The sequence below is a fragment of the Comamonas terrigena NBRC 13299 genome (genome assembly GCF_006740045.1).
Classification (GTDB): domain Bacteria; phylum Pseudomonadota; class Gammaproteobacteria; order Burkholderiales; family Burkholderiaceae_C; genus Comamonas; species Comamonas terrigena.
Window position 1 is genome coordinate 1,246,659 of sequence record NZ_AP019749.1, and the last position, 22,843, is coordinate 1,269,501.

The 22,843-nt window shown below is 66.0% G+C and carries 20 protein-coding genes; 9 read left to right on the plus strand and 11 right to left on the minus strand.

Annotation, left to right across the window (positions count from 1 at the left end):
* Positions 1–28: 28 nt before the first annotated feature.
* The 7 genes from CT3_RS05775 to CT3_RS05805 form a co-directional block, all read right to left on the minus strand.
* Entirely contained in the window at positions 29–814 is a 786-nt protein-coding gene (locus CT3_RS05775; RefSeq protein ID WP_066539227.1) for a LytR/AlgR family response regulator transcription factor, read from the minus strand.
* Positions 811–1,929 carry a sensor histidine kinase gene (locus CT3_RS05780; protein ID WP_066539226.1) on the minus strand — a complete coding sequence of 373 codons (1,119 nt, stop codon included), beginning with the start codon at positions 1,927–1,929 and terminating at the stop codon, positions 811–813. Before CT3_RS05780 ends, CT3_RS05775 begins: the two co-directional genes overlap by 4 nt.
* 6 nt (positions 1,930–1,935) lie before the next feature.
* Entirely contained in the window at positions 1,936–2,235 is a 300-nt protein-coding gene (locus CT3_RS05785; protein ID WP_066539523.1) for a 2TM domain-containing protein, read from the minus strand.
* Between the two features lie 196 nt (positions 2,236–2,431).
* On the minus strand, positions 2,432–5,020 hold the full coding sequence (gene mutS, locus CT3_RS05790) for a DNA mismatch repair protein MutS (RefSeq protein ID WP_066539521.1): 2,589 nt from the start codon (positions 5,018–5,020) through the stop codon (positions 2,432–2,434).
* 310 nt (positions 5,021–5,330) lie between these two features.
* Positions 5,331–5,648 carry a chaperone modulator CbpM gene (locus CT3_RS05795; protein WP_066539225.1) on the minus strand — a complete coding sequence of 106 codons (318 nt, stop codon included), beginning with the start codon at positions 5,646–5,648 and terminating at the stop codon, positions 5,331–5,333.
* On the minus strand, positions 5,645–6,631 hold the full coding sequence (locus CT3_RS05800) for a DnaJ C-terminal domain-containing protein (protein ID WP_066539223.1): 987 nt from the start codon (positions 6,629–6,631) through the stop codon (positions 5,645–5,647). Before CT3_RS05800 ends, CT3_RS05795 begins: the two co-directional genes overlap by 4 nt.
* A gap of 197 nt (positions 6,632–6,828) precedes the next feature.
* The gene (locus CT3_RS05805) at positions 6,829–7,710 is read right to left on the minus strand and encodes an inositol monophosphatase family protein (protein WP_066539222.1); all 882 of its coding nucleotides are present in this window, start codon (positions 7,708–7,710) and stop codon (positions 6,829–6,831) included.
* A 268-nt stretch (positions 7,711–7,978) separates the two neighbouring features.
* Here CT3_RS05805 and CT3_RS05810 point away from each other — a divergent pair, with 268 nt between their 5' ends.
* The 3 genes from CT3_RS05810 (at position 7,979) to CT3_RS05820 (ending at position 10,571) form a co-directional block, all read left to right on the plus strand.
* The gene (locus CT3_RS05810; RefSeq protein WP_066539221.1) at positions 7,979–8,800 is read left to right on the plus strand and encodes an RNA methyltransferase; all 822 of its coding nucleotides are present in this window, start codon (positions 7,979–7,981) and stop codon (positions 8,798–8,800) included.
* A 34-nt stretch (positions 8,801–8,834) separates the two neighbouring features.
* Complete coding sequence (gene cysE, locus CT3_RS05815) at positions 8,835–9,683, plus strand: serine O-acetyltransferase (protein WP_066539220.1); 849 nt, start codon at positions 8,835–8,837, stop codon at positions 9,681–9,683.
* 243 nt (positions 9,684–9,926) lie between these two features.
* Positions 9,927–10,571: a nitroreductase gene (locus tag CT3_RS05820; protein ID WP_066539219.1), complete on the plus strand. Its 645-nt coding sequence runs from the start codon at positions 9,927–9,929 to the stop codon at positions 10,569–10,571.
* A gap of 143 nt (positions 10,572–10,714) precedes the next feature.
* On the opposite strand, the gene CT3_RS05825 is transcribed toward CT3_RS05820, so the two are convergent.
* Complete coding sequence (locus tag CT3_RS05825) at positions 10,715–12,046, minus strand: MmgE/PrpD family protein (RefSeq protein ID WP_066539217.1); 1,332 nt, start codon at positions 12,044–12,046, stop codon at positions 10,715–10,717.
* 193 nt (positions 12,047–12,239) lie between these two features.
* On the opposite strand from CT3_RS05825, the gene CT3_RS05830 reads away from it, so the two are divergent.
* Genes CT3_RS05830 through CT3_RS05850 form a run of 5 tightly spaced genes read left to right on the plus strand, consistent with a single transcriptional unit; the run spans position 12,240 to position 18,308 of the window.
* Positions 12,240–13,394 carry an acyl-CoA dehydrogenase family protein gene (locus CT3_RS05830; protein ID WP_066539215.1) on the plus strand — a complete coding sequence of 385 codons (1,155 nt, stop codon included), beginning with the start codon at positions 12,240–12,242 and terminating at the stop codon, positions 13,392–13,394.
* Positions 13,395–13,425: 31 nt separating this feature from the next.
* On the plus strand, positions 13,426–14,397 hold the full coding sequence (locus CT3_RS05835) for a Bug family tripartite tricarboxylate transporter substrate binding protein (RefSeq protein ID WP_066539214.1): 972 nt from the start codon (positions 13,426–13,428) through the stop codon (positions 14,395–14,397).
* Positions 14,398–14,405: 8 nt separating this feature from the next.
* Positions 14,406–16,496, plus strand: coding sequence for an acetate--CoA ligase family protein (locus CT3_RS05840; protein WP_066539212.1), 2,091 nt, complete (start codon positions 14,406–14,408; stop codon positions 16,494–16,496).
* A 12-nt stretch (positions 16,497–16,508) separates the two neighbouring features.
* On the plus strand, positions 16,509–17,351 hold the full coding sequence (locus CT3_RS05845; RefSeq protein ID WP_066539210.1) for an alpha/beta fold hydrolase: 843 nt from the start codon (positions 16,509–16,511) through the stop codon (positions 17,349–17,351).
* Positions 17,352–17,408: 57 nt separating this feature from the next.
* Entirely contained in the window at positions 17,409–18,308 is a 900-nt protein-coding gene (locus tag CT3_RS05850; protein ID WP_066539519.1) for a LysR substrate-binding domain-containing protein, read from the plus strand.
* A 50-nt stretch (positions 18,309–18,358) separates the two neighbouring features.
* Here the strand turns inward: CT3_RS05850 and CT3_RS05855 are convergent, their stop codons facing one another.
* Both CT3_RS05855 and map read right to left on the minus strand, forming a co-directional pair.
* Entirely contained in the window at positions 18,359–18,691 is a 333-nt protein-coding gene (locus CT3_RS05855) for an SMR family transporter (RefSeq protein WP_066539208.1), read from the minus strand.
* A 133-nt stretch (positions 18,692–18,824) separates the two neighbouring features.
* Positions 18,825–19,619 carry a type I methionyl aminopeptidase gene (gene map / locus CT3_RS05860; protein WP_066539518.1) on the minus strand — a complete coding sequence of 265 codons (795 nt, stop codon included), beginning with the start codon at positions 19,617–19,619 and terminating at the stop codon, positions 18,825–18,827.
* Between the two features lie 465 nt (positions 19,620–20,084).
* On the opposite strand from map, the gene CT3_RS05865 reads away from it, so the two are divergent.
* Positions 20,085–21,401: an NAD(P)/FAD-dependent oxidoreductase gene (locus CT3_RS05865; RefSeq protein WP_066539206.1), complete on the plus strand. Its 1,317-nt coding sequence runs from the start codon at positions 20,085–20,087 to the stop codon at positions 21,399–21,401.
* Between the two features lie 127 nt (positions 21,402–21,528).
* Here CT3_RS05865 and CT3_RS05870 read toward each other — a convergent pair whose 3' ends face one another.
* Entirely contained in the window at positions 21,529–22,839 is a 1,311-nt protein-coding gene (locus tag CT3_RS05870) for a citrate synthase (protein ID WP_066539204.1), read from the minus strand.
* Positions 22,840–22,843 lie beyond the last annotated feature (4 nt).

The window sequence follows — 22,843 nt, forward strand, 5'->3', positions numbered from 1 at the left end:
CACGGCGGGTGTCCAGGCTGGTGGCTGCTTACATGGCCTTGAAACGGTGTGCGTAGAGGCGGCTGACCGCCAGGCGCTCCGGGCGCTGGCGCAGGTGCAGGCTCAGGCGGCCGCTGGCGTCCCGGCTGGCGCTGGCAATGGCGTTGGCGCGTACCACCGTGCCGCGGTGCACCTGCCAGAACTGTTCCGGGTCCAGACAGGGCAGCAGTTCCTTGAGCGGGGTGCGTACCAGGTATTCCTGGGTGGCGGTGCACACGCGCACGTATTTGTCGGCCGCTTCCAGGAACAGCACCTCGGCCACGGCCACCATGTGGATCTGCGTGCCCTGGCCGGCTTGCAGCATCTGCAGCCGCGCAGGGGCTGCGGCGGGCAGGTCCAGCAACGCCCGCAGCTGGGCCAGCGTGGCGTCCATCTGGGAGGGGGCCGGGGGGGCGGTCAGCCGCTGCTGCAGCCGCTGCACCGTGCGCCGCAGCCTTTCGGGCTGTACGGGCTTGAGCAGATAGTCCGCCGCCTGGGCCTCGAAGGCCTGTACCGCGTACTGGTCGTAGGCGGTGATGAAGACCAGTGCGGGAAAAGGGCGATCGGGCGGCCAGGCGTCCGCCAGTTCGGCGGCCGCTTCCAGTCCGCTCTGGCCCGGCATGCGGATGTCGAAGAACAGCACATCCGGCTGCAGCGCCAGGGCCTGCTGCACGGCGGCGATGCCGTCCAGGGCCAGGGCGGAGGTGTCCAGTTCGGGCCATGCCTCGGCCAGGGCGTGCTGCAAGCCCAGGGCCAGCAGGGGTTCGTCTTCGGCAATCAGGGCGCGGAAGGTCATGGCGAAGGTGCGGTGCCGGGTAACGGAAATACGATGGTAGCGCTGGTGCCGCCTGTAGGGACAGTCCTCAGCTCCAGGGTCGCCGCGCTTCCGTACAGGCCGGCCAGCCGATCCCGCACTTGCTGCAGGCCAAAGTGGCGGTCGGGCAGGGTGGGGGCATCCGCCGCTGGAGGGGGAGAGTCCGGTGGCAGGCCGGCGCCGTTGTCTGTGACCTGCAGCTGCAGCCGGGCGGCCGCACCCTGCCCCAGTTGCAAGGCCTGCACCGTGATCTGGCCGGGGCCCGGCTGGGGCTCCAGCCCATGGCGGATGGCGTTCTCCACCAGCGGCTGCAGCAGCAGCGGAGCCACGGGTATGCCGGCCAGCGCAGGCGGCAGTTGCAGCTGGTAGTGCAGGCGTGGGCCCATGCGCACGGCCATCAGCGCCAGATAGTCGTTCAGCCGGGCGAATTCGGCCTCCAGCGTGTGCCAGGGCTGGCGGGCAGCGCCCAGGGTGGCGCGCAGATAGGCGATCAACTGGTCCAGCATGGTCTGTGCGCGCGCCGGATCGGCGGCAATCAGCACCCGCAGATTGGCCAGGGTGTTGAACAGCATGTGCGGCTCCAGCTGGCTTTCCAGCAGCTTGAGCCGGGCTTCAGCCGCGTCGCGCTGCACCGCAGTCACCTGGTTTTCCAGCGCATGGGCCTTGCCGCCCAGGTAGAACAGCAGCGAGGCAATGCCATTGGCAACTGCCGTAGTTACCAGGGTGGACACCAGCATATCGCCCTGCAGCAGCGGGTGGCCGAGGACCAGGCGTGTCGTGATGTCCCCCACCAGCAGCCCCACCGCCATGCCCAGCATGACCAGTGCAGGGCCACGCCAGCCCGCCGGCCAGGGGTAGGGCTGGCCGCGGCTGAGCCACAGCCGCCCGGCGTCGATCACCAGCCAGCTGGGGATGCCGATGGCCAGCGAGCACCACAGGTTGGGCAACCAGTCGGCTGGCACCAGGGCGCTGCGCAGCATGGTGATGCCCAGGCACAAGGCGAGCACCAGCGGCGCATGGCGCAGCAAAGGCGCAAACAGGGGGGCGGCCGCGGTGGACGGAGTGGATGGGGTGGGCGGGGTGGCAAACGGCTGCATGCGGGCTCAGCCTTGCGGGTGTTGGGCTTGCAGCCGTGCCCGTTCGAGGGCGACCAGGCGTTCCATCCCGGTGCTGCCGGGCTGCATCCAGAACACGGCCAGGCCATGCAGTGCCAGACCCAGGCCCCAGCCCAGGGCCGGGAACACGGCCCAGTGCCGGCCCTGGTACCAGCTCAGAGCCAACAGCCCCAGGTTGACGAGCAGGTAGATGGTTGCGTGGCTCCACCAGCCCAGTTTGGCGCGTACCCGGCGGCGGGCCAGGCGATCCAGGGCGGCGGGGGAGTGCGATGTGGCGGGCGTCGGCATGGTCAGGGCATCCTTCAAGGTACGGGGCCTGCGGTGGGGAATGGCTGCAGATTACCGCCCGCACCGGTGCACTGCCAGGGGAATGTGACCAGTTGCGGCTACAGCGCCGCGAAATGCAGCCGGTCAGCGCCAATGGCGGAGGTACCCAGGCACAGCGCCCGCAGGCAGCGGGCGCTAGTGGATGGAAACCAGCGGGTCACACCTGCTGCGACAATTTTTTCAGCTGGTACAGCGCCTCCAGCGCTTCGCGGGGGCTGAGGGCGTCCGGATTGATCTGGGCCAGGGCCGCATCCACCGGGCCGGCGCTGGGGCCGGACTCGGCCGCCGCAGGCGCTTCGAACAGGTCCACCTGCAGGCGGTCCTCGCTGGCGCGTTCCTCCAGCGTGGCCAGCGCGTGGCGGGCGTGGTTCAGCACCCCGGCGGGCATGCCGGCCAGCTTGGCGACATGGATGCCGTAGCTGCGGCTGGCCGGTCCGGGCTGGATTTCATGCAGAAACACAATGTCCGTGCCGGCCTCGGCGGCACCCACGTGCACATTGATGGCTGCCCTGGCCTTGGCAGGCAGGTCGGTCAGCTCGAAATAATGGGTGGCAAACAGCGTGAAGGCCTTGGTCTTGTCGTGCAGCTGCGAGGCAATGCCGCTGGCCAGGGCCAGGCCGTCGAAGGTGCTGGTGCCCCGGCCGATCTCGTCCATCAGCACCAGGCTGTGCGGTGTGGCGGCATGCAGAATCTGCGCGGCCTCGGTCATCTCCATCATGAAGGTGGACTGGGCGTTGGCCAGGTCGTCCGCCGCACCGATGCGGGTGTGGATGGCATCGATGGGCCCCAGCAGGCAGCGCGTGGCGGGCACATGGCTGCCCATGCTGGCCAGCAGCGTGATCAGGGCCACCTGGCGCATATAGGTCGACTTGCCGCCCATGTTCGGGCCGGTGATGATCTGCATGCGCGTGTTGGTGTTCAGCTGCGTGTGGTTGGGGATGAAGCTGCCGCTCGAGGTTTCGGCCATGCGCGCTTCCACCACCGGGTGGCGGCCGGCTTCGATCTCGATGCAGGGCAGGCTGCTGAATTCGGGGGCGCACCAGTTCAGGGTCAGGCTGCGCTCGGCCAGCGTGCACAGCACATCCAGTGCGGCAATGGCCTGGGCCACGCGGGTGAGGCCGGGCACATGGGGCTGCAGCTGGTCCAGCAGCTGTTCGTACAGGAACTTCTCGCGCTGCAGCGCACGTTCCTGGGCGGACAGGGCCTTGTCTTCAAAGGCCTTGAGCTCGGGCGTGATGTAACGCTCGGCGTTCTTCAGTGTCTGGCGACGGCGGTAGCGTTCCGGCACCTGGTCGCGGTAGCTGTTGGTGATCTCGATGTAGAAACCGTGGACCTTGTTGAACTGCACGCGCAGATTGGGAATGCTGGTCAGCAGCTTTTCCTTGGCTTCCAGCTCCAGCAGAAAGCCGTCGCAGTTGTCCTGGATGCTGCGCAGTTCGTCCAGCTCGGCGTCAAAACCGGTGGCGATCACACCGCCGTCACGCACCAGGGCGGCAGGTTCTTCCTGGATGGCGCGCTCCAGCAGTTCGGCGCAGCCTTCCGGGGGCTGCAGGTCTGCAAAGATCTGATTCAGATAGGCCGAGGGCGCTGTCCCGGAGCGGGCCAGCAGCTGCGCTTTCTGCAGCGTCTTGCCCAGGGCCACCAGCTCGCGCGGGCGCACCTGGCGCAGCGCGGTGCGGGCGGTGATGCGCTCCACATCGCTCACGCCCTTGAGGGCGTCGCGCAGCGTCTGCCAGGGGGCTGTGCCGCTGCCCTGGCCGCGCAGCACCTGCGTGGCCTGCAGGCGGGCGGTGGCATGGCTGCGGTCGCGGCGGGGCTCCAGCAGCCAGTTTTTCAGCAGGCGGCTGCCCATGCCGGTCATGCAGGTGTCCAGCAGCGAAAACAGCGTGGGCGCGTCTTCGCCGCGCAGTGTCTTGACGAGCTCCAGGTTGCGGCAGGTGGCCGGCGGCAGTGCAATCAGCTCATCGTCGCGCTGCACCTGGATGCTGTGCAAATGCGGCAGGGCACGGCCCTGGGTGTGTTCGGCATAGCTGAGCAGCGCGGCGCAGGCGGCATGGGCCAGCGGCAGGTCTTCGGCGTTCCAGGCGTTCAGGTTGGCGCTGCCCAGTTGCTCCAGCAGCTTGCGCTTGCCCAGACCGCTGTCGAACTGCCAATCCGGCCGGGGGGTCAGCGGTGCGGTGAAGGTGCTGGACTGGCGCAGGGCGTACAGGTTCTTCTCGAACCGCTCGGTCACGCCGGCGCTGTACAGCACCTCGCTGGGGCTGATGCGTGCCAGCCATGCACCCAGTTCGTCGGCGCCGCATTCGGCCATGTGGATGCGGCCCTGCGTCACGCTCAGCCAGGCCAGGCCGCAGCGTTGGCGCCCGGCGGTGTGCAGGGCCAGCAGCATGGCTTCCTGCTTGTCGTTCAGCAGCTCGCTGTCGGTGATGGTGCCGGGGGTGACCACGCGCACCACCTTGCGTTCCACTGGGCCTTTGCTGGCACCGACTTCGCCCACCTGTTCGCAAATCGCCACCGATTCGCCCATCTTGATCAGGCGGCCCAGATAGCTTTCCAGCGCATGGAAAGGCACGCCCGCCATGGCGACCGGAAAACCGGCGGACTGGCCGCGGGTGGTCAGCGTGATGTCCAGCAGGCGTGCAGCTTTTTCGGCATCGCTCCAGAAGACCTCGTAGAAGTCGCCCATGCGGTAGAGCACCAGCGTGTCCGGATAGTGGGCCTTGATCTGGACGTACTGCTGCATCATGGGCGTATGGGCCGCCAGCGGTGCGTCCAGCGGTGATCCGCTGACGCTGGGTGCGCCCGGTTCGTTCGCCGGGGTGGCTTCGGGGGATGCGGTGGTGGTGGAGGTAGCCGGGCTCTGCAAAGTCAATTCCTTGTGTGCTGCGCGGCGCAAGGCGGCTGCCCTGGGGCCGCGGCACCCTGCGCCGGCAGGGATCAGCCGGCAATTATCCCGGATGGGCCGGCGGCTCTTTGCCGCCGGGCGCAGTTCATGCCGACGCACCAGGGCCTTGCGAGCCTGCCTCGGCAAGGCCGGGGGCGGCGGGACGGGCTGCTCAGTGGCCCAGGCTTTCCAGGCGCTGGCGCAGCTGGCGCACTTCCTCCATCAGGTCGGCGGTCATGGCGGCCAGCTCGGGGTCCGCGTCGAACATGCGTTCCAGATCGGCAATGCGCCGCGCGCGGATCACCGTCTGGGTGCTGAAGCGCCACTGCTGCGGTGTCTGGTCATCCGCGGCTGGGTCGCATGCCAGCACGCCGGTGGTCACGCGCTGGACGATCCAGGCGGTGTCGGTGCGGCAGGCCTGGGCCAGCTGCACCAGGCTCAGGGCCTGGGCATCCAGCAGTTCGGGTGGGGTGTAGAAGGGGATGGTCATGTGGCATCTCCGGTGCGGGTGCGCAGATCGGCGTAGGCGGCGGCCAGTGCTTCGTAGGCGGCGCGCTGGGCAGCGGTGTGGGCTTTGGGCACCTGCAGCTGCAGCACCAGGTACAGGTCGCCCGGCGTGCTGCTGGGCAGGCCCTTGCCTTTGATGCGCAGCTTGCGCCCGGGCTGGCTGCCGGCGGGGACATTGATCTCCAGGGGGCCGGCCAGGGTGGTGAATTCCACCGGGCCACCCAGTGCCGCTTCCCAGGGCATCAGGGGCAGCTGCTGGTACACGTCCTTGCCTTCGGTGTGCCAGCGCTTGTCGGCGCGAAAGCGCACTTCCAGCAGCAGGTCGCCGGCTTCGCCGTTGCCCAGGCCGGGGCTGCCCTGGCCTGCCAGGCGGATCATCTGGCCTTCGCGCACCCCCTTGGGAATGGTGACCTGTAGCTCGCGCACGGTTTCATGGGCGTGGCCCTGGGCGTCCAGCTGCACGCCGCGCAACTGCAGGCGGTGCATGCCGCCGGCGTAGCTGTCGGGCACATCCAGCTCGATGACGGAGTGCTGGTCCCGGCCGCGCACATCGGGCGGCGGCCCGGCCTGCTGGCGCTGGCGGCGCTGCTGGCGCTGGGCCCGGCCAAACAGCTCTTCGAAAAAGCTGCTGTAGTCCTCGCCGTGCATGCCACCCATGCCACTGGCGCCATCGCTGTCGCGGAAGTGGAATTCCTGGTGGTTCCAGCCCGGGGGCGGGGTAAAGCCCTGGCCTTGTGCGCCCTGGTACTGGCTGGGGTCGCCCAGTTCGTCATAGGCCTTGCGTTTTTCCGGGTCGGACAGCACGTTGTAGGCCTCGTTGACCTCGGCCATGCGCTGCTGGGCATCGGCCTCCTTGCTGACATCCGGGTGGTACTTGCGCGCCAGCTTGCGGAACGCTTTCTTGATCTCGTCTGCGCCGGCGTCTTTGGCCACACCCAAAGTCTTGTAGTAGTCCTTGTAATCCACTGCAGGCCTCCCTAGGGGCAGCGCGGTCGAAAGCGGCGCTGCATGCCCGGCCATCATGCGGCATGCTGGCTGACAAGGTCGAGGGTTTTTTCCATATGTGCACCGCAGCATGCGGGCATGCAAAAGCCGCCGGGCCCGGGCAGGCTGCGGCGGCTTGGCGTGGCTGCATTGGGCAGCCAGGGCGGAGGAGGCCGGTATCAGGCTTCTTGCGCGCCTTCGCCAGCGGTGTCTTGCTTCAGCGCGGCTTGCACGCCCATCTTGTCGTCCACACCGGCGAACTTGCTGTACTTGCCCAGGATGCCGACCAGTTGGCCATAGGCGCGGGGGTTGCCGGCCAGCAGCTCGCGCTGTTCCAGGAAGTCGGCTTCGCCGGTGAAGTTGCCCACCAGACCACCGGCTTCGGTCACCAGCAGGCTGCCGGCGGCGATGTCCCAGCTGGACAGGCCGGTTTCAAAGAAACCGTCGGTAAAGCCGGCGGCCACATAGGCCAGGTCCAGTGCGGCAGAGCCAGGGCGGCGCACGCCGGCCACGCGCTCGGTCACGTCGGCGAACATGCGCAGGTAGTGGCGCAGGTTGTCACCGGGGCGGAAGGGGAAGCCGGTGGAGACCAGGCAGTCCTTGAGCTGGGTGCGCTTGGACACGCGGATGCGGCGTTCGTTCAGGAAAGCACCACGGCCACGGGTAGCGGTGAACAGGTCGTTGCGGCTGGGGTCGTACACCACTGCGTGCTCGATCTTGCCCTTGTACGACAGTGCAATGCTGACGCAGTACACGGGGAAGCCGTGGATGAAGTTGGTGGTGCCGTCCAGGGGATCGATGATCCAGATGTGGTCGGAGTTCTTGTTGCCGTATTCGCTGCCGGATTCTTCGGCCAGGATGCCGTGCTGGGGGTAGGCGCCCAGCAGGGTTTCGATGATGATGCGCTCGGACGCCTGGTCCACTTCGGTCACAAAGTCGTTGACCTGCTTTTGCGCCACGCGCACGTTCTCCACATCAAGGGCGGCACGGTTGATGACAGCGCCAGCGGCGCGGGCGGCCTTGATGGCCACGTTGAGCATGGGATGCAGGTTGGTCGACATAGATTGTGTAAGCGTTGGGTGCTAAACCACAGGCGCGCGCATGCTGTACCTAACGCAACTTCTCTCAGACAACAACCAGCATGACACACCGCCCGCAGCGGATGAAGAACTCTTTCAGGCGGTCGGACCCGGTGCAATGGCAGTGCAATGACCGGGTTCCCGCGCTCTGCGCACGTCCGGCGATGCGGACAGCGACAATAGGGGCGAGATTCTAACTGGCTTCGCCATTTTTTGCTGCCCGCGGTTTCGCGCCGGGCATGACATTTTCATGAAAACCCGTTTTGTACTGATAGAAACCAGCCATGCCGGCAATGTGGGCGCTGCCGCCCGCGCCATGAAGACCATGGGCTTCGACGATCTGGTGCTGGTGCGGCCGCGCTGGGCCAATGTGCTGCGCAAGGAAGAAACCATCCAGCGCGCCAGTGGCGCCTTGGATGTGCTGGGCAATGCCCGCATTGTGGAAACGCTGGACGAAGCCCTGGACGGCATCAGCCATCTGTGTGCCACGGCCATGACGCCGCGCGACTTTGGTCCGCCCACACGCACGCCGCGCCAGCATTTCGAGATGCTGATGAAAGGGGAGCTGGATGTGCGTCCTGCAGACACGGCACAGGCGGTTCAGTGTTTGGCTTCCGGCGTGGCCGCTGCGGCCGAATCCGCGCCTTCCGCCACGTGCAACCAGACCGGTGTGGGCCTGCTGTTCGGCTGCGAGCGCTTTGGCATGAGCAACGAGGATGTCTATCGCAGCGATGTGGCGCTTTCCATTCCATCCAATCCGCAGTTCGGCTCGCTGAACCTGGGCGCGGCCATCCAGGTGGTGGCCTATGAATGGCGGCAGGCACTGGGCGGTTTCCCGGTGGTGGAGCACACGCCCCAGCCGCAGCGCGCCGATGTGGCGCAGGTGGGCGGCATGCTGCAGCATTGGGAAGAGGCGCTGACGCACATCGGTTTTCTGGACCCGGCCGCACCCAAGAAGCTGATGCCGCGCCTCAACCAATTGTTCAACCGCGCCCAGCTGACGCAGGAGGAAATCCACATCCTGCGCGGTGTCGCCAAACGCATGCTGATGAGCGAGGCGGCAAGCCGCTAGACTGGCGACCTTTTCTTCCACTTTGTAACACCTGATGCTTTCCCGCCTGCGCTCCGACATCCAGTGCATTCTTGACCGCGACCCCGCGGCCCGCAGCACCTGGGAAGTCGTCACCTGTTACCCCGGCCTGCATGCCATCTGGCTGCAGCGCTTGGCGCACTGGTGCTGGACGCATGGGCTCAAGTGGCTGGGGCGTTTCATCTCGCACCTGGGACGCTGGCTCACGGGCATTGAAATCCACCCCGGTGCGGTGATTGGCGAGCGCGTGTTCATCGATCACGGCATGGGCGTGGTGATCGGCGAAACCGCGGTGGTGGGCGACGGCTGCACCATCTACCACGGCGTCACGCTGGGCGGCACCTCGCTGTACAAGGGCAGCAAGCGCCACCCCACACTGGGAAAGAACGTGGTGGTGGCCGCCGGCGCCAAGGTGCTGGGCGGCTTTGAGGTGGGCGACAACGCCAAGATCGGCAGCAACGCCGTGGTCATCAAGCCGGTGCCCGCCGGCGCCACGGCTGTGGGCATTCCGGCGCGGATCATTCCGTCCAAGGAAGGCGCCAGCGCCGATGTGACCGATGCCGTGGATCTGCCGCCCGTGGTTCAGCCGGCCAGTGCGGCACCGTCGGCCGCCGCTAACGCCGACTGCGCGAGCCAGGAGGGGGTTTTCACCGCCTATGGCGTGACGCAGGAAGACGACCCGCTGTCCCAGGCCATGCGCGGTCTGGTCGATGGTGCCGCCTGCCACGAGGAGCAACTGGCCAAGCTGTGGGAAGTGGTCGAGAAACTGTCGGTGCAGATGTCGGCGCGCGACTGCGTGCCGTCCGAAGCCGAACGTGGCCAGCATTTCGAGACCGAGAAGATCAAGCAGATCCTGGGCAAGTAAGCCCGCCATGGCGGGCATAAGCGCTTTGCAAGGCGCACGTTGAAGAAAGGGCCCTCGCAGGCCCTTTTTTTCGGGCGTCTGCTGCACTTTTCGCTGGGCGCATGCCGTGGTGGCAGGCCTTGCCGGACAAGCGGGGGCTGAAATGTCGCTGGATCTGCGTCACCTAGGTGGCGCTGGCAGCTGCCAAGCTCTTGTACGCTTGGTGCTTTGTTCCACCTTTGACCTGTAACAGGACCGCTATCCATGGATGTGACCCAAGCCCTGCGCGAACGCCGTTCGGTGCGCGCCTTCACCGAGCAAGTGCCCGCAGCCGATCTGGTGCAGCGCATCATGCAAGATGCCGCCGCAGCCGCTTCCGGTGGCAATATGCAGCCCTGGCGCGTGGCCGCCATCTCCGGCCAGCCGCTGCAAGCCATGCTCGCCGATGTGGCCAAGACCCCTGGCGAAGAAAACCCCCAGCATGTCTCGTACCCGCCGAATCTGTGGGAACCCTACCGCACCCGCCGCTTTGCCAACGGTGAAGACCTGTATGCCAGCATCGGCGTGCCGCGCGAGGACAAGGCCGGCCGCCTGAAGCAGCTGGCCAAGAATGCCCAGTTCTTTGGCGCGCCCGTAGGCGTGATCATGTTCACCGAAGAGCGCATGGGCCCGGTGCAGTGGATCGACCTGGGCATCTATCTGCAGGCCTTCATGCTGCGTGCCACCGAAGAAGGCCTGGCCACCTGCGCCCAGGGTTTCTGGCGCCGTTACGACGCCGTGGTCAAACAGCATCTCGCGGTACCGGAAGGCTATCTGGTGGCCTTTGGCATTGCCCTGGGCTACGAAGACACGACGGCGCCGATCAACACCATGCGTGCCAGCCGGGCCGAGTTTGCCGAGTGGGGGTAGTTGCAGGGGTTCTGACCCCCAGCGGCCCCCTGCGCCGGTGGCTGTGCAAAAAGGGGCTGACAGCCCCTTTTTTTCTGCGTGCGATAGAGGGTCCTGTGGGCTATGCAGGCCGGCCTTGGAGGCCCTGGCACCGGGCCCATGGCTCAGAGAAAGTGCAGATCCGGTGCCGTTTCCAGCTGCCACAGCCGGGACGAGATGGCCTGCAGCCGCTCTGCCCCCAGGGTGGCGGTGGCCAGCTCTTCCAGCTTGCTCTGCAGATCGGCATCGGTGAGCGGCATGTCCGGATCGCCTTTGCGGGTGGGCTGCAGAAAGCGCAGTGTCTGGCCGCTGTGCAGGCGGATGGTGACCTGGGCCGCACGCTGCCCCGGGAACTGGCGGTCCAGATCGGGGTGCACCGTCAAGCTCACCTTCTCCATCAGGGCGCGGGTGTCGGGGTGGTGCAGCTGCGCCGCATCGAACGCGGCCAGGCGCACGCTGCCGCACCGCAGGGCGGTGCTGACCACGTAGGGAATGCTGAAGCGGGCTTCGGCAGCGGTGCGCGGTGCGGGATTGCCGGCGACCGCCAGTGCCGGACCGTAGGTGGCCACCTCGATGTGGGCAATCTCCGCAGGCGTGAAACCATGGGTGCGCTGCAGCTCCAGTGCGCCATCAATGGGGGCGAAGGTGTGGCCGCAGCAGGCGTGGTTCTTGAAGGTCATTTCCGTGATGTTGAAGGCCTTGCCCAGATCGGCCAGCACCGGCGCCCAGTCGGGTGCGTTGCCCATGGCCACGCCCATCCCCATCTTGCCTTCCAGCACGTCCAGCGAGCCGGTGATGCCCTGCCGGGCCATCAATGCAGCCGCCACACCGGCTTCTGCGGCGCGTCCGGAATGCAAGGGCTTGGACATGGAGTCCATCTGAAAGGCCTGCTGCAGCCCTGCGGCGAACGTGGCCGAAGTGCACAGCGCATGGGTGAACTGCGTGGCATCCAGGTGCAGCAGACAGGCCGCTGCCGCGGCCGCGCCGAACGTGCCCACGGTGCCGGTGTTGTGCCAGTACTGGTAGTGCGCACGTCCCAGGATCTGGCCGATGCGGGTCGAGATTTCGTAGCCGACGATGACCGCCTGCAGAAATTCACGGCCGGTGGCATCCACCTGCTGGCCCACTGCCAGGGCGGCCGAAATCGTTGGGGCGCCGGGATGGTAGATGGCGTGCTTGAAGATGTCGTCGACTTCTGCCGTGTGGGAAGCCGTGCCCTGGATCAAGGCGGCCGCCTTGACCGTTGCCGGGCGGCCCAGAGCCAGCCGCGCCGGTCCCCGGTCCAGGTCGTCCGCCATGGCGGCTTCGAGCAAGGGCGTGGGGTGCATGGGGTAGCCGGCAATCAGGGCCGCGTACCAGTCCACGACGGCACGCTTGGCGTGGTGCAGCACAGAGGGGCTGATGGGCTGGGTCGGGAAGCGGGCACCGAACTGGCCCAGGGTTTCGCTGACGTACATGGTGGCAGACACGATGGAGAGGGGAGTGTGGGAGAGAGGGTAGAGGGCAATGGCCCCCGGAATCTGCAGGATAGGCCGGCAGCCAGGTATCAGTCATTTCTCTAACTCATATCTTGCGGCGCAATTGGAAGACCTTGCCATGAGCGGGCGGGCAGATCATTCGGGCCATTGTTCAACCCCGCACGATCGCACCATGGATTTCACCCTTTCCGAAGAACACCAGGCATTCGCCGACAGCGTGGCCCGCTTCGCCCAAGACAAGCTGGCCGCCGGCGCGCTGGAGCGCGCACATGCCTCCCACTATCCCTGGGAGACCGCGCAGATGCTGGCGGAGCAAGGCTTGCTGGGGATCGCTTTCCCGGAAGAAGATGGCGGCCAGGGCGGCTCGCTGATGCACGCCGTGCTGGCCATCCAGCAGGTGGCACTGGTCTGCCCCAAGAGTGCGGACATTGTGCAGGCCGGCAACTTCGGCCCGATCCGCACCTTTGTGGAGTACGCCACACCCGAGCAGAAGGCGCGCTTTCTTCCGGATCTGCTGGCTGGAAAAAAGCTCATTTCTTTGGGCATGACCGAGCCGGATGCCGGCTCGGCAGTGACCGAACTCAAGACCTCGGCCGTGCTGGACGGCGATCACTACGTCATCAACGGCAGCAAGGTGTTCTCGACCCACAGCCCCGAGGCGGAGCTGTTCCTGATCTATGTGCGCTTCGGCCCCGGTGTGGACGGCATCGGTTCGGTGCTGGTGGAGCGCGGCACCCCCGGCTTCGACGTGGGCCAGCCGTCGAACTTCATGAACGGCGAGCAGTGGTCGCAGCTGTACTTCGAGAACTGCCGCATTCCCAAGGGCAATCTGCTGCTGGGCGCCGGAGGCTTCAAGAAGCAGATCTCCGGCTTCAACGTGGAGCGTCTGGGCAATGCCTCGCGTGCGCTGGCACTGGGCCGCCACGCCTTCAACCTGGCGCGTGAGCACGCCATGGTGCGCAAGCAGTTCGGCCGCGAGCTGTGCGAGTTCCAGGGCCTGCAGTGGAAGTTTGCCGAGATGTGGATGAAGCTGGAACAGGCGCAGCTGTTGCTCTACAAGGCCGCGCTGGAAGGCGAGCATGGCCTGCCCAGTGCGCAAAGCACGGCCATGGCCAAACTGGCCTGCAATCTGGCCGGCTGGGAAGCGTCGAACGAAGCCATGCAGGTCATGGGTGGCATGGGTTTCAGCCAGGAAGCACTGGTCGAGTACTGTGTGCGCCGCACCCGTGGCTGGATGATCGCCGGCGGTTCGATCGAAGTGCTGAAGAACCGCATTGCCGAAGGCGTATTTGGTCGCACGTTCTCGCAACGTGCTCCCAAGCAATAAGCGCCGGCATCGCATAACAAGGAGACAAACCATGCAACGTCGTACATGGGTGGCCGCAGCCGCGGCCATGGCAGGCCTCGCCCTGTCCAGCACCGCACTGGCGTCGGACGCCTATCCGGCCAAACCCGTCAAGATCATCGTCGGCTTTCAGGCCGGAGGCCCTACCGATGTGGTGGCGCGTCTGGTGGCCAAGGCTCTGCAGGACGAGCTGAAGGGGGCTTTCATCGTGGAAAACAAGGTGGGTGCGACCAGCAACATCGCCTCGGAAATGGTGGCTGCCGCCCCGGCCGATGGCTACACCTTGCTGCTGGCGGCCGCACCGTTGACGATGAACAAATACGTGTTCCCCAAGCAGAAGTTCGATCCGCTCAAGAGCTTCGAGCCCGTCTCCAAAGTCTCTTCGGCGCCAGGGGTGCTGGCTGCCAGCCCCAAGCTGAATGTGAAGACCTACAGGGAGTTCGAGGAGCTGGCCCGAAAAAAACCGGGCGAGCTGAGCTATGGCACCACGGGTGCGGGCGGCTCGCAGCACATGGCGACGCTGCGACTGGAGCAACTGACGGGGGTCAAGATGCTGCACGTGCCGTATTCCGGCGGATCGGGTGTGCTGAACGACCTGATTGCTGGCGTAGTCGATGTCGCTTTTATGACATCCACCGGTGCCATGCCCAACCTGGAAGCGGGCAAAGTACGGCCTCTCGCGGTGGCCGGCCCCAACCGCCTGCCGGGTCTGCCCCAGGTGCCGACCTTCAGTGAGGTGGGCTTGCCCGACATGGTGTCCGACTCGTGGAACGGTCTGCTGGCGCCTGCGGGAACGCCCAAGGCCATTGTCGACAAGTTGTCTGCCGCCGTCATGAAAGCGGTCAAGTCCAAGGAGTTCAAGGAGGTGCTGATTCCGCAGGGCGCCGTGCTGATCGGTAATTCTCCCAGCGAGTTCAAGGCCCAGTTGCAGACCGAGGTGGGCCACTGGTCCGAGCAGTTCAAGAAATTCAAGATCGAGAAGTAATCCACGCCATGACCGCATCCCTCGCCGCTATGCCCTCCGTCTGCCAGACCCTGCTGTACCCCCGAAGCATTGCTTTGGTGGGCGCATCGGATGACGTCAAGAAAACGGGCGGCCGTCCGCTGCAGTTTCTGCGCCGCTCAGGCTTCGCTGGGACGATCTATCCGATCAATCCCAACCGGGCACAGGTGCAGGGCGAGCAGGCATGGCCCAGCCTGGCGGCCTTGCCCCAGGTGCCGGACCATGTGTTCGTGCTGTCGCCCACCGAGACCGTGATCGACACGGTCCGTGAATGCGCGCGCCTGGGCGTGCCGCTGGTGACCATTCTGGCCAGCGGCTTTTCGGAGTCGGGCGCCGAAGGCGTCCAGCGGGAAGCGGAGCTGCGTGCCATTGCCCGCAATTCCACGCTGCGCATTCTGGGCCCCAGCAGCCTGGGGGTGGTCAATCCGCACAACGGTCTGGTGTTGACCGCGAATGCCGCATTTGCCGAGCCCGATGTGCCCAGAGGCAAGGTGTTTGTCGCCTCGCACAGCGGCAGCATGATCGGGGCCCTGGTGTCGCGCGGCAAGGCGCGTGGCGTGGGGTTTGCGGGGCTGGTGTCGGTGGGCAGCGAAGTCGATCTGAGCGTGGGCGAGATCTGCGCGGCGACCTTGGACGATCCGGCCATAGAAGGCTATGCGCTCTTTCTGGAGAGCCTGCGCCATGGCGACCAGCTGCAGGCCTTTGCCCGCGAAGCCGCGCGCCGCGGCAAGCCGGTGATCGCGTACAAGCTGGGCCGCTCCAGCGCTGCAGCGGAAATGGCAACCACCCACACCGGCGCACTGGCGGGCGAGGACGATATTGCCGATGCCTTCCTGAAAGACCTGGGCATCGTGCGGGTGGACATGCTGGAGACGCTGTTCGAAGTCTTTCCCCTGGCACAGAAAGTACCGCTGCAGTCCCATTCCATGGCCGGCAAACGCATCGGCGTGGTGACCACCACCGGTGGCGGTGCCGCCATGGTGGTGGACCAGCTGGGGCTGCGCGGTATCACGGTGCAGCCCGTTTCGGATGCGACCCTGGCCAAACTCAAGGCGGCCCAGGTGCCGGGCAGTGCCGGCCGGGTGCTGGACCTGACCCTGGCGGGCACCCGGTATGAGGTGATGAAGAGCGTGCTGGACATCATGCTGGAGGCGCCGGAGTTCGACATGGTGGTGGCGGTGGTGGGCTCTTCGGCGCGCTTTCAGCCCGATCTGGCGGTCAAGCCCATCATGGACAGCGCCGGTCACGCCAAGCCGCTGGTGACCATGCTGGTGCCGGATGCGCCCCAGGCCCTGGCGGCACTGACCCAGGCCGGCATGCCCTGCTTTCGCACACCGGAAAGCTGTGCCGATGCGATTGCGGCCGTGCTGGCCCGCCGTGTGCCGCACACACCGGGCCAGACCGTGGCGGCAGCACCGGGTATGGGTGCTGCACTGAGCGAGGCGCAGGCCTACCAGCTGCTGGACCGCCTGCAGGTGCCCCATGCGCCCGCGGCCACCTTTGCGCTGGACGGCCAGCCCGGGCCGCTGCCGTTCGACTTTCCGGTCGTGGCCAAGGTGTGCTCCCCCGAGATCCCGCACAAGACCGAAGTCGGCGGTGTGGTGCTGGGAATCCAGAATCCGGAGCAACTGGTGCAGGCATTTGCCACGCTGCGCGCCAACCTGGCGGCCAGGGCGCCCGGGGTGGCCTGCAACGAGGTGCTGGTGCAGCCCATGCGCAAGGGTCTGTCCGAGGTGCTGCTGGGCTACCGCATCGACCCCGATGCCGGCCCCATCATCATGCTGGCCGCCGGCGGCATCTGGGCCGAGGTGATGCGTGACCGCAGCATCCGGCTGGCCCCGGTCAGTGTGGACACCGCGCGCGAGATGATTGCCGAGGTCAAGCTGCTGCAGACCGTATCGGGTCTGCGCGGCAAGGCCAGGGGCGATCTGGAAGCGCTGGCCCAGGCCATTTCCGATCTGTCGCAACTGGCGCTGCAGCCCGTGCATGGAGTGCTGGAGGCGGAAGTGAACCCGCTGATGGTGATGCCCGAAGGGCAGGGGGTGCTGGCGGTGGACGCGCTGGTGCTCCAGGCCCGATAAGGCCGGCGCAGCATGGACGGCGAGGACAGCGCAGCGCAGCGGCTGGCGGCACTGGAAGCCGGTGCCCGCCACCACCGGGTGCAGGCCGGCGGCATCAAGCTGCATTGGCGTGAATGGGGCCAGGGCCAACCCCTGGTGCTGCTGCATGGCGGCCATGGGTCCTGGATGCACTGGGTCCGCAACATTGAGTGCTTCGCCCGCCACTACCGGGTGCTGGTGCCGGATCTGCCGGGCTTTGGTGCCTCCGACGACTTTGCCCTGTCCGCCCATGACGGGCAGCGGCCTGCGGCATTGCTGGACGCGCTGAGCGACAGCGTGGTGCAACTGGTGGGGGCCCAGCCGCTGCACCTGGCCGGGTTCTCGTTTGGAGGGGCGGTGGCCGGCATGCTGGCCGCACGCCTGCCGCAGGTACAGCGGCTGGTGCTGCTGGGTACGGCCGGCCATGGCGGCCCGCGCAGGGAAACCGAGGCGCTGCTGGATTGGCGGGTCAGCGACCCGGCCGAGCGCATGGCGGCGCTGCACCAGAACCTGGCGGTGTTCATGCTTTCCAAGGCGGCTGCGGCCGATGCGCTGGCCCTGCACATCCATCGCCATTGCTGCGAAGCCACGCGTTTTCGCAGCAAGGCCATGTCGCGCAGCAGCCGCCTGCAGGCGGTGCTGCAGGACTATGCCAGGCCGATTCTGCTGGTGTGGGGCGAGGCCGATGTGACGGCCGTGCCCATGGTGGCGGCCGAAGCTCTGAAACAGGACCGCCCCGAACGGGACTGGACCATCGTGCCCGGCGCCGGCCATTGGGTGCAATACGAAAGTGCGAATGCGGTGAACACCCTGGTGGTCCGCTGGTTGCAGACGTGACGCCAGACCGGGCCTGCGCGACAGCGTTGCGCCACACAGGCTTCTAGAATGGCGCGCATGGCCCTGAAGATTCCTCCGCTCAATCCGCTGAAAGTGTTTGAGGTGGTGGCGCGCACCTGCAATCTGACCCTGGCCGCCAAGGAGCTGCACATCAGCCAGTCGGCGGTCAGCAAGCAGCTGCATGTGCTGCAGGAATACCTGGGGGTGGAGCTGTTCCGGCGCGAGCGCCATGGCATCAGCCTGACGCAGGCCGGCCAGCGCTACGGCGATGCCATTGCGCCGGCCTTCGAGAGCATAGGCAAGGCCACGGGCGACATCATGCGCAGCGGATCGGACCGGACTCTGCGCATCCAGACCTACACCACGTTTGCAGCCAAGTGGCTGATTCCGCGCCTGCACGATTTCCATACCCGCTACAGCGACATTGCGGTGGTCATTACCAATTCGGTCAAGGACGTGGACTTTGACCGCGACCCGGTGGACATGGCCATCCAGATGGGCAACGGTGCGTGGCCAGGGACGGACACGGACTTTCTGTTTGAAGACGTGATCGAGCCGGTGTGCAGCCCGGCGTTCTTTCGCACCAATGCGCCCGAGTCCGCCTATCCGCAGGCCTTGCTGCGCACGCGGCTGCTGGTCTCGCACTACCGGCAGAAAGACTGGCAGACCTGGGCCCGGCAATGCCGGTATGAGGCGGAGATCGACAGCGTGGAGAGCATGCGCTTCAGCAGCTCGGTGCTGACCTGGCAGGCAGCGGCCGATGGCCTGGGGATTGCCATCGGACAGACCGCCTTGCTGGTGGACGATCTGCGCAGTGGCAAGCTGGTGGCGCCGTTTGGTCTGCCGGTGCGCACCGGCGCCTCCTACTATCTGGTGCGCCCACAGCTGCAGCGCCACTCGCACAAGGTCCAGGTGTTTCGGGACTGGCTGGCCGAGCAGATTGCATCCCAGGGCTGAATCCATGGCCTTCGCCCCGGTGCGAAGGCGAATACCAGGGACGTGGCGGCTCAGTGGCCGGCCGTCTTGGAAAACAGATTGATCACCAGCACACCGCTGAGGATCAGGCCCATGCCGATCAGGGCCGCGGTATCGAGCTTCTGGTTCAGAAACACCCAGGCGATGCCAGAGACCAGCACGATGCCCGCGCCCGACCAGATGGCGTAGGCCACGCCCGTGGGCACGGTGCGCAGCGTGAGCGACAGAAAGTAGAACGACAGCACATAGCCCAGACCCACGACCACGCTAGGTCCCAGGCGGCTGAAGCCTTCGGTGCTTTTGAGAAGCGAGGTGGCAGCCACTTCGCAGACGATGGCGATGCCCAGAAACCAGTAATTGCTCATGTCGGCGACTGTAGCGCCAACCGTTCCGGTGGTGCGCCGGGAGACGGCCAATGGCCCGGGGCAGGCCAGGCCCTTGTTGGACGTCTGCTCCCGGTCTGTGCACACGGGCCGGGGTGGCCGTGCAGCGCCCGGCTCAGGGCGCCGGGTAGGCGCCGGTGCCTTCGGGCCAGGGGGTCAGCACCTCGTAGCCGGTGGCGGTCACGGCCACCATGTGCTCCCACTGGGCGGACAGGGAACGGTCGCGGGTGACCACGGTCCAGCCGTCGTCCAGCTCCTTGGTGGCCGGCTTGCCGGCGTTGACCATGGGCTCGATGGTGAAGATCATGCCTTCCTGTAGCGTCATGCCCTGGCCGCGCTGGCCGTAGTGCAGCACCTGGGGTTCGTCGTGGTAGGTCTGGCCGATGCCGTGGCCGCAGTAGTCGCGCACGATGGTGAACTGCTCGCGGTGGGCCACGGTCTGGATGGCGTGGCCGATGTCGCCCAGCGTGGCACCGGGCTTGACGGCGCGGATTCCGGCCACCATGGCTTCGTAGGTGGTATCGATCAGGCGGCGGCCCAGGGCCGAGACCTTGCCCACGGTGTACATGCGGCTGGTGTCGCCAAACCAGCCGTCCTTGATCAGCGCCACGTCGACGTTGACGATGTCGCCGTCCTTGAGGATTTCCTTCTTGGACGGAATGCCGTGGCAGACCACGTGGTTGACAGAGGTGCACACGGTCTTGGGGTAGCCGTAATAGCCGATGTTGGCAGGGATGCACCGCAGCTCGTCCACGATGAAGTTGTGGCACAGCCCGTCCAGGTATTCGGTGCTCACGCCGGGCTGTACATGGGGGGTGAGCATTTCCAGCACGCGGGCGGCCAGCATGCCGGCTTCGCGGGACTTGGCAATGCCGGCGGCGTCGTGGATGGGAGGAAGTTTTTTGCGCATGGTGTGGGCAGCACCCAAGGTGGCTGCAGGGGGCAGCGGGCAGGCTGCAGATGCTTTCCATTATCGGCATCTGTGCGGCGGGGCGCAGACCGCAGGGGCGCAATGGTGTGGGCCGTGCGGTGGCTTTGCGCAGGTGACGTTGCGCCGGATATGCGCCGGATGCGCGCGGCTCCGCGTGCTGGAAGGCCAGGCCGGTGGTGCCTCCTGCACCGGCCGTCAGGCCGTGAAAAGACCTGGAAACATCGGTGGTAGTTACCAGATGGTTACTAGATTTTCAGTCTTCTATTAGATATAAAACACATTTGAAACCGTTGTCTGTATTGAATTAAGTGCTATGAATATTGGTGCACAATGCGCCCCTTGTGCACAGGGCTGCTGGTGGACTGCGGGGAGAGATACCAGTGGAATGGTGGCAGCCTTGTGCCTCTAATTCTTTTTTCTGCCAACACCACAAAGGAAGTCGCCATGGGCGAAGAACGCAGCACCGCATCGCAGCCGGCCCGGATCGTCGTCGTAGGCGGTGGCGTGGCGGGCCTGGAAATCGCCTCGGCGCTGGGCAAGCGCCGCGATGACGGCCTGATTGCCAGCGTGACGCTGATCGACAGCGATTCCGCCCACGTCTGGAAGCCCATGCTGCACACCATTGCCGCGGGCACGCGCGATCTGGCCCAGCAGCAGACCACCTACCTGGCCCAGGCGGCCGATGCGGGCTTTGCCTACCAGCCCGGCGAGATGTGCGCCCTGGACCGTGTGGCCAAGGAGGTACTGCTGGCTCCGATCACCGCGCCCGATGGCCGCGAAGTGGTGCCGGGCCGGCGCATTGCCTATGACAAGCTGGTGCTGGCCATTGGCAGCGGTGCGAATGACTTTGGCACGGATGGGGTGCTGGAGCACTGTTTCATGATCGACACGCGCCGCAAGGCCGATGCCTTCAACCAGGAAATCCGTTTGCGCATGGTGCGCAGCATGACCCAGGGCGAGGGCCTGCAGGTCGCGATTGTGGGGGGCGGGGCCACCGGGGTGGAACTGGCGGCCGAGCTGGTGCAACTGGCAGAAAGCGCCCGCGCCTATGGCGCCATCGGGGAGGCGGCACGCTTTGGCATTGTGCTGGTCGAAGCCGGGCCGCGTTTGCTGCCCAGCTTCACCGAAGACATCTCGGCCGCGACCAAGCGCCGTCTGGAGGCCCTGGGCGTGACCGTGCTGGTCAACGAACGGGTGCAGCAAGCCACGGCCGATGGTCTGGTGCTGGGCGATGGCCGGACGGTGAATGCCGGTCTGCGGGTGTGGGCGGCGGGCGTGAAGGCGCCGGAATTCCTGTCGACCCTGGGTCTGCAGACCACGCGCGGCCACCAACTGGTAGTCAACGACCACCTGCGCACCGATGACCCCGATATCTACGCCGTGGGCGACTGCGCCAGCTTCACGCTGCCGGGGCAGATCCAGCCCCTGCCGCCGACGGCCCAGGTGGCGCACCAGCAGGCGCGTTACCTGATCGACACCCTGCCCCAGGTGCTGCGCGACCCGCAGGCCGGCAGCAGCGAGCGCTTTGCCTACCGCGACATGGGCGCGCTGGTGTCGCTGGCCAATTACGACGCCTATGGGTCGCTGGGCAAATTCGGACTGTTCAACGGCGGCACCATCCGCGGGCGGCTGGCCATGCTCAGCCACCTGTGGCTGTACCGTTCGCACCAGGCGCGGCTGTACGGTTTCTGGCGCGGCGGCTTCCTGTGGCTGGTGGACATGATGAATTCCCGCCTGCGCCCCTCGATCCGGCTGGACTGAAGGTCTGCGCCGGGGCCCATCCCGGCCGGTGCTAAGTTCGGTGGCGTGAGCACCACGAAAAAAGCCCGCAAGCGCAAGGCGTGCGGGCTTTTGCCATGTCGGTGGAATGCGCCTTGCGGCGCATGCATCAACGCTGGGTGATGGGCTTGACGTCGCGGGCGACAGAGCCGGTGTACAGCTGGCGGGGACGACCGATCTTGTACTCGGGGTCAGCCATTTGTTCGTTCAGCTGAGCGATCCAGCCCACGGTGCGGGCCAGAGCGAAGATGCCGGTGAACAGCTTGACGGGGATGCCGATGGCACGTTGCACGATGCCGGAGTAGAAGTCCACGTTCGGGTAGAGCTTGCGCTGCACGAAGTAGTCGTCTTCCAGGGCGATCTTTTCCAGCTGCTTGGCCAGTGCGAACAGCGGATCCTTTTCCAGGCCCAGCTCTTGCAGGATTTCGTTGCAGGTTTCCTGCATCAGCTTGGCGCGGGGGTCGTAGTTCTTGTACACGCGGTGGCCAAAGCCCATCAGCTTGACGCCGCTGTTCTTGTCCTTGACCTGTTCCATGAACTCGCCGACCTTGGAGATGCCGCCGTTGGCCTGGATGTGTTCCAGCATGTTCAGGCAGGCTTCGTTGGCGCCGCCGTGGGCAGGGCCCCACAGGCAGGCCACGCCAGCGGAGATGGCGGCGAAGGGGTTGGTGCCGGACGAACCGCACAGGCGCACGGTGGAGGTCGAAGCGTTTTGCTCGTGGTCAGCGTGCAGGATGAAGATGCGGTCCAGCGCACGTTCCACCACGGGGTTGACCTTGTATTCTTCGCAAGGGTTGCCGAACATCATGCGCATGAAGTTGCCTGCGTAGGACAGGTCGTTCTTCGGGTACATGTAAGGCTGGCCCACGCCGTACTTGTAGGCCATGGAGACCAGCGTAGGCAGCTTGGCGATCAGGCGGATCGCGGCGATTTCGCGGTGCTCGGGGTTGGTGATGTCGGTGCTGTCGTGGTAGAAGGCCGACATGCCGCCCACCAGACCGGTCAGCACGGCCATGGGGTGTGCATCACGACGGAAACCGCGCAGGAAGAACTGCATCTGTTCGTTGACCATCGTGTGCTGGGTCACGCGGTTCTCGAAGTCAGCCTTCTGGGTTTCGTTGGGCAGTTCTCCGTACAGCAGCAGGTAGCAGGTTTCCAGGAAGTTGCAGTTCTTGGCCAGCTGTTCGATGGGGTAGCCACGGTACAGCAGTTCACCCTTGTCACCGTCGATGTAGGTGATGGCCGACTGGCACGCCGCGGTCGAGAGGAAGCCGGGGTCATACGTGAACATGCCCGATTGGCCGTACAGCTTGCGAATGTCGATCACGTCTGGGCCGATGTTGCCCTGGTAGACCGGCAATTCGACGCTGGGTGCGCCATTGCTGAAAGACAGCGTTGCTTTGTTGTCAGCGAGTTTCATTTCC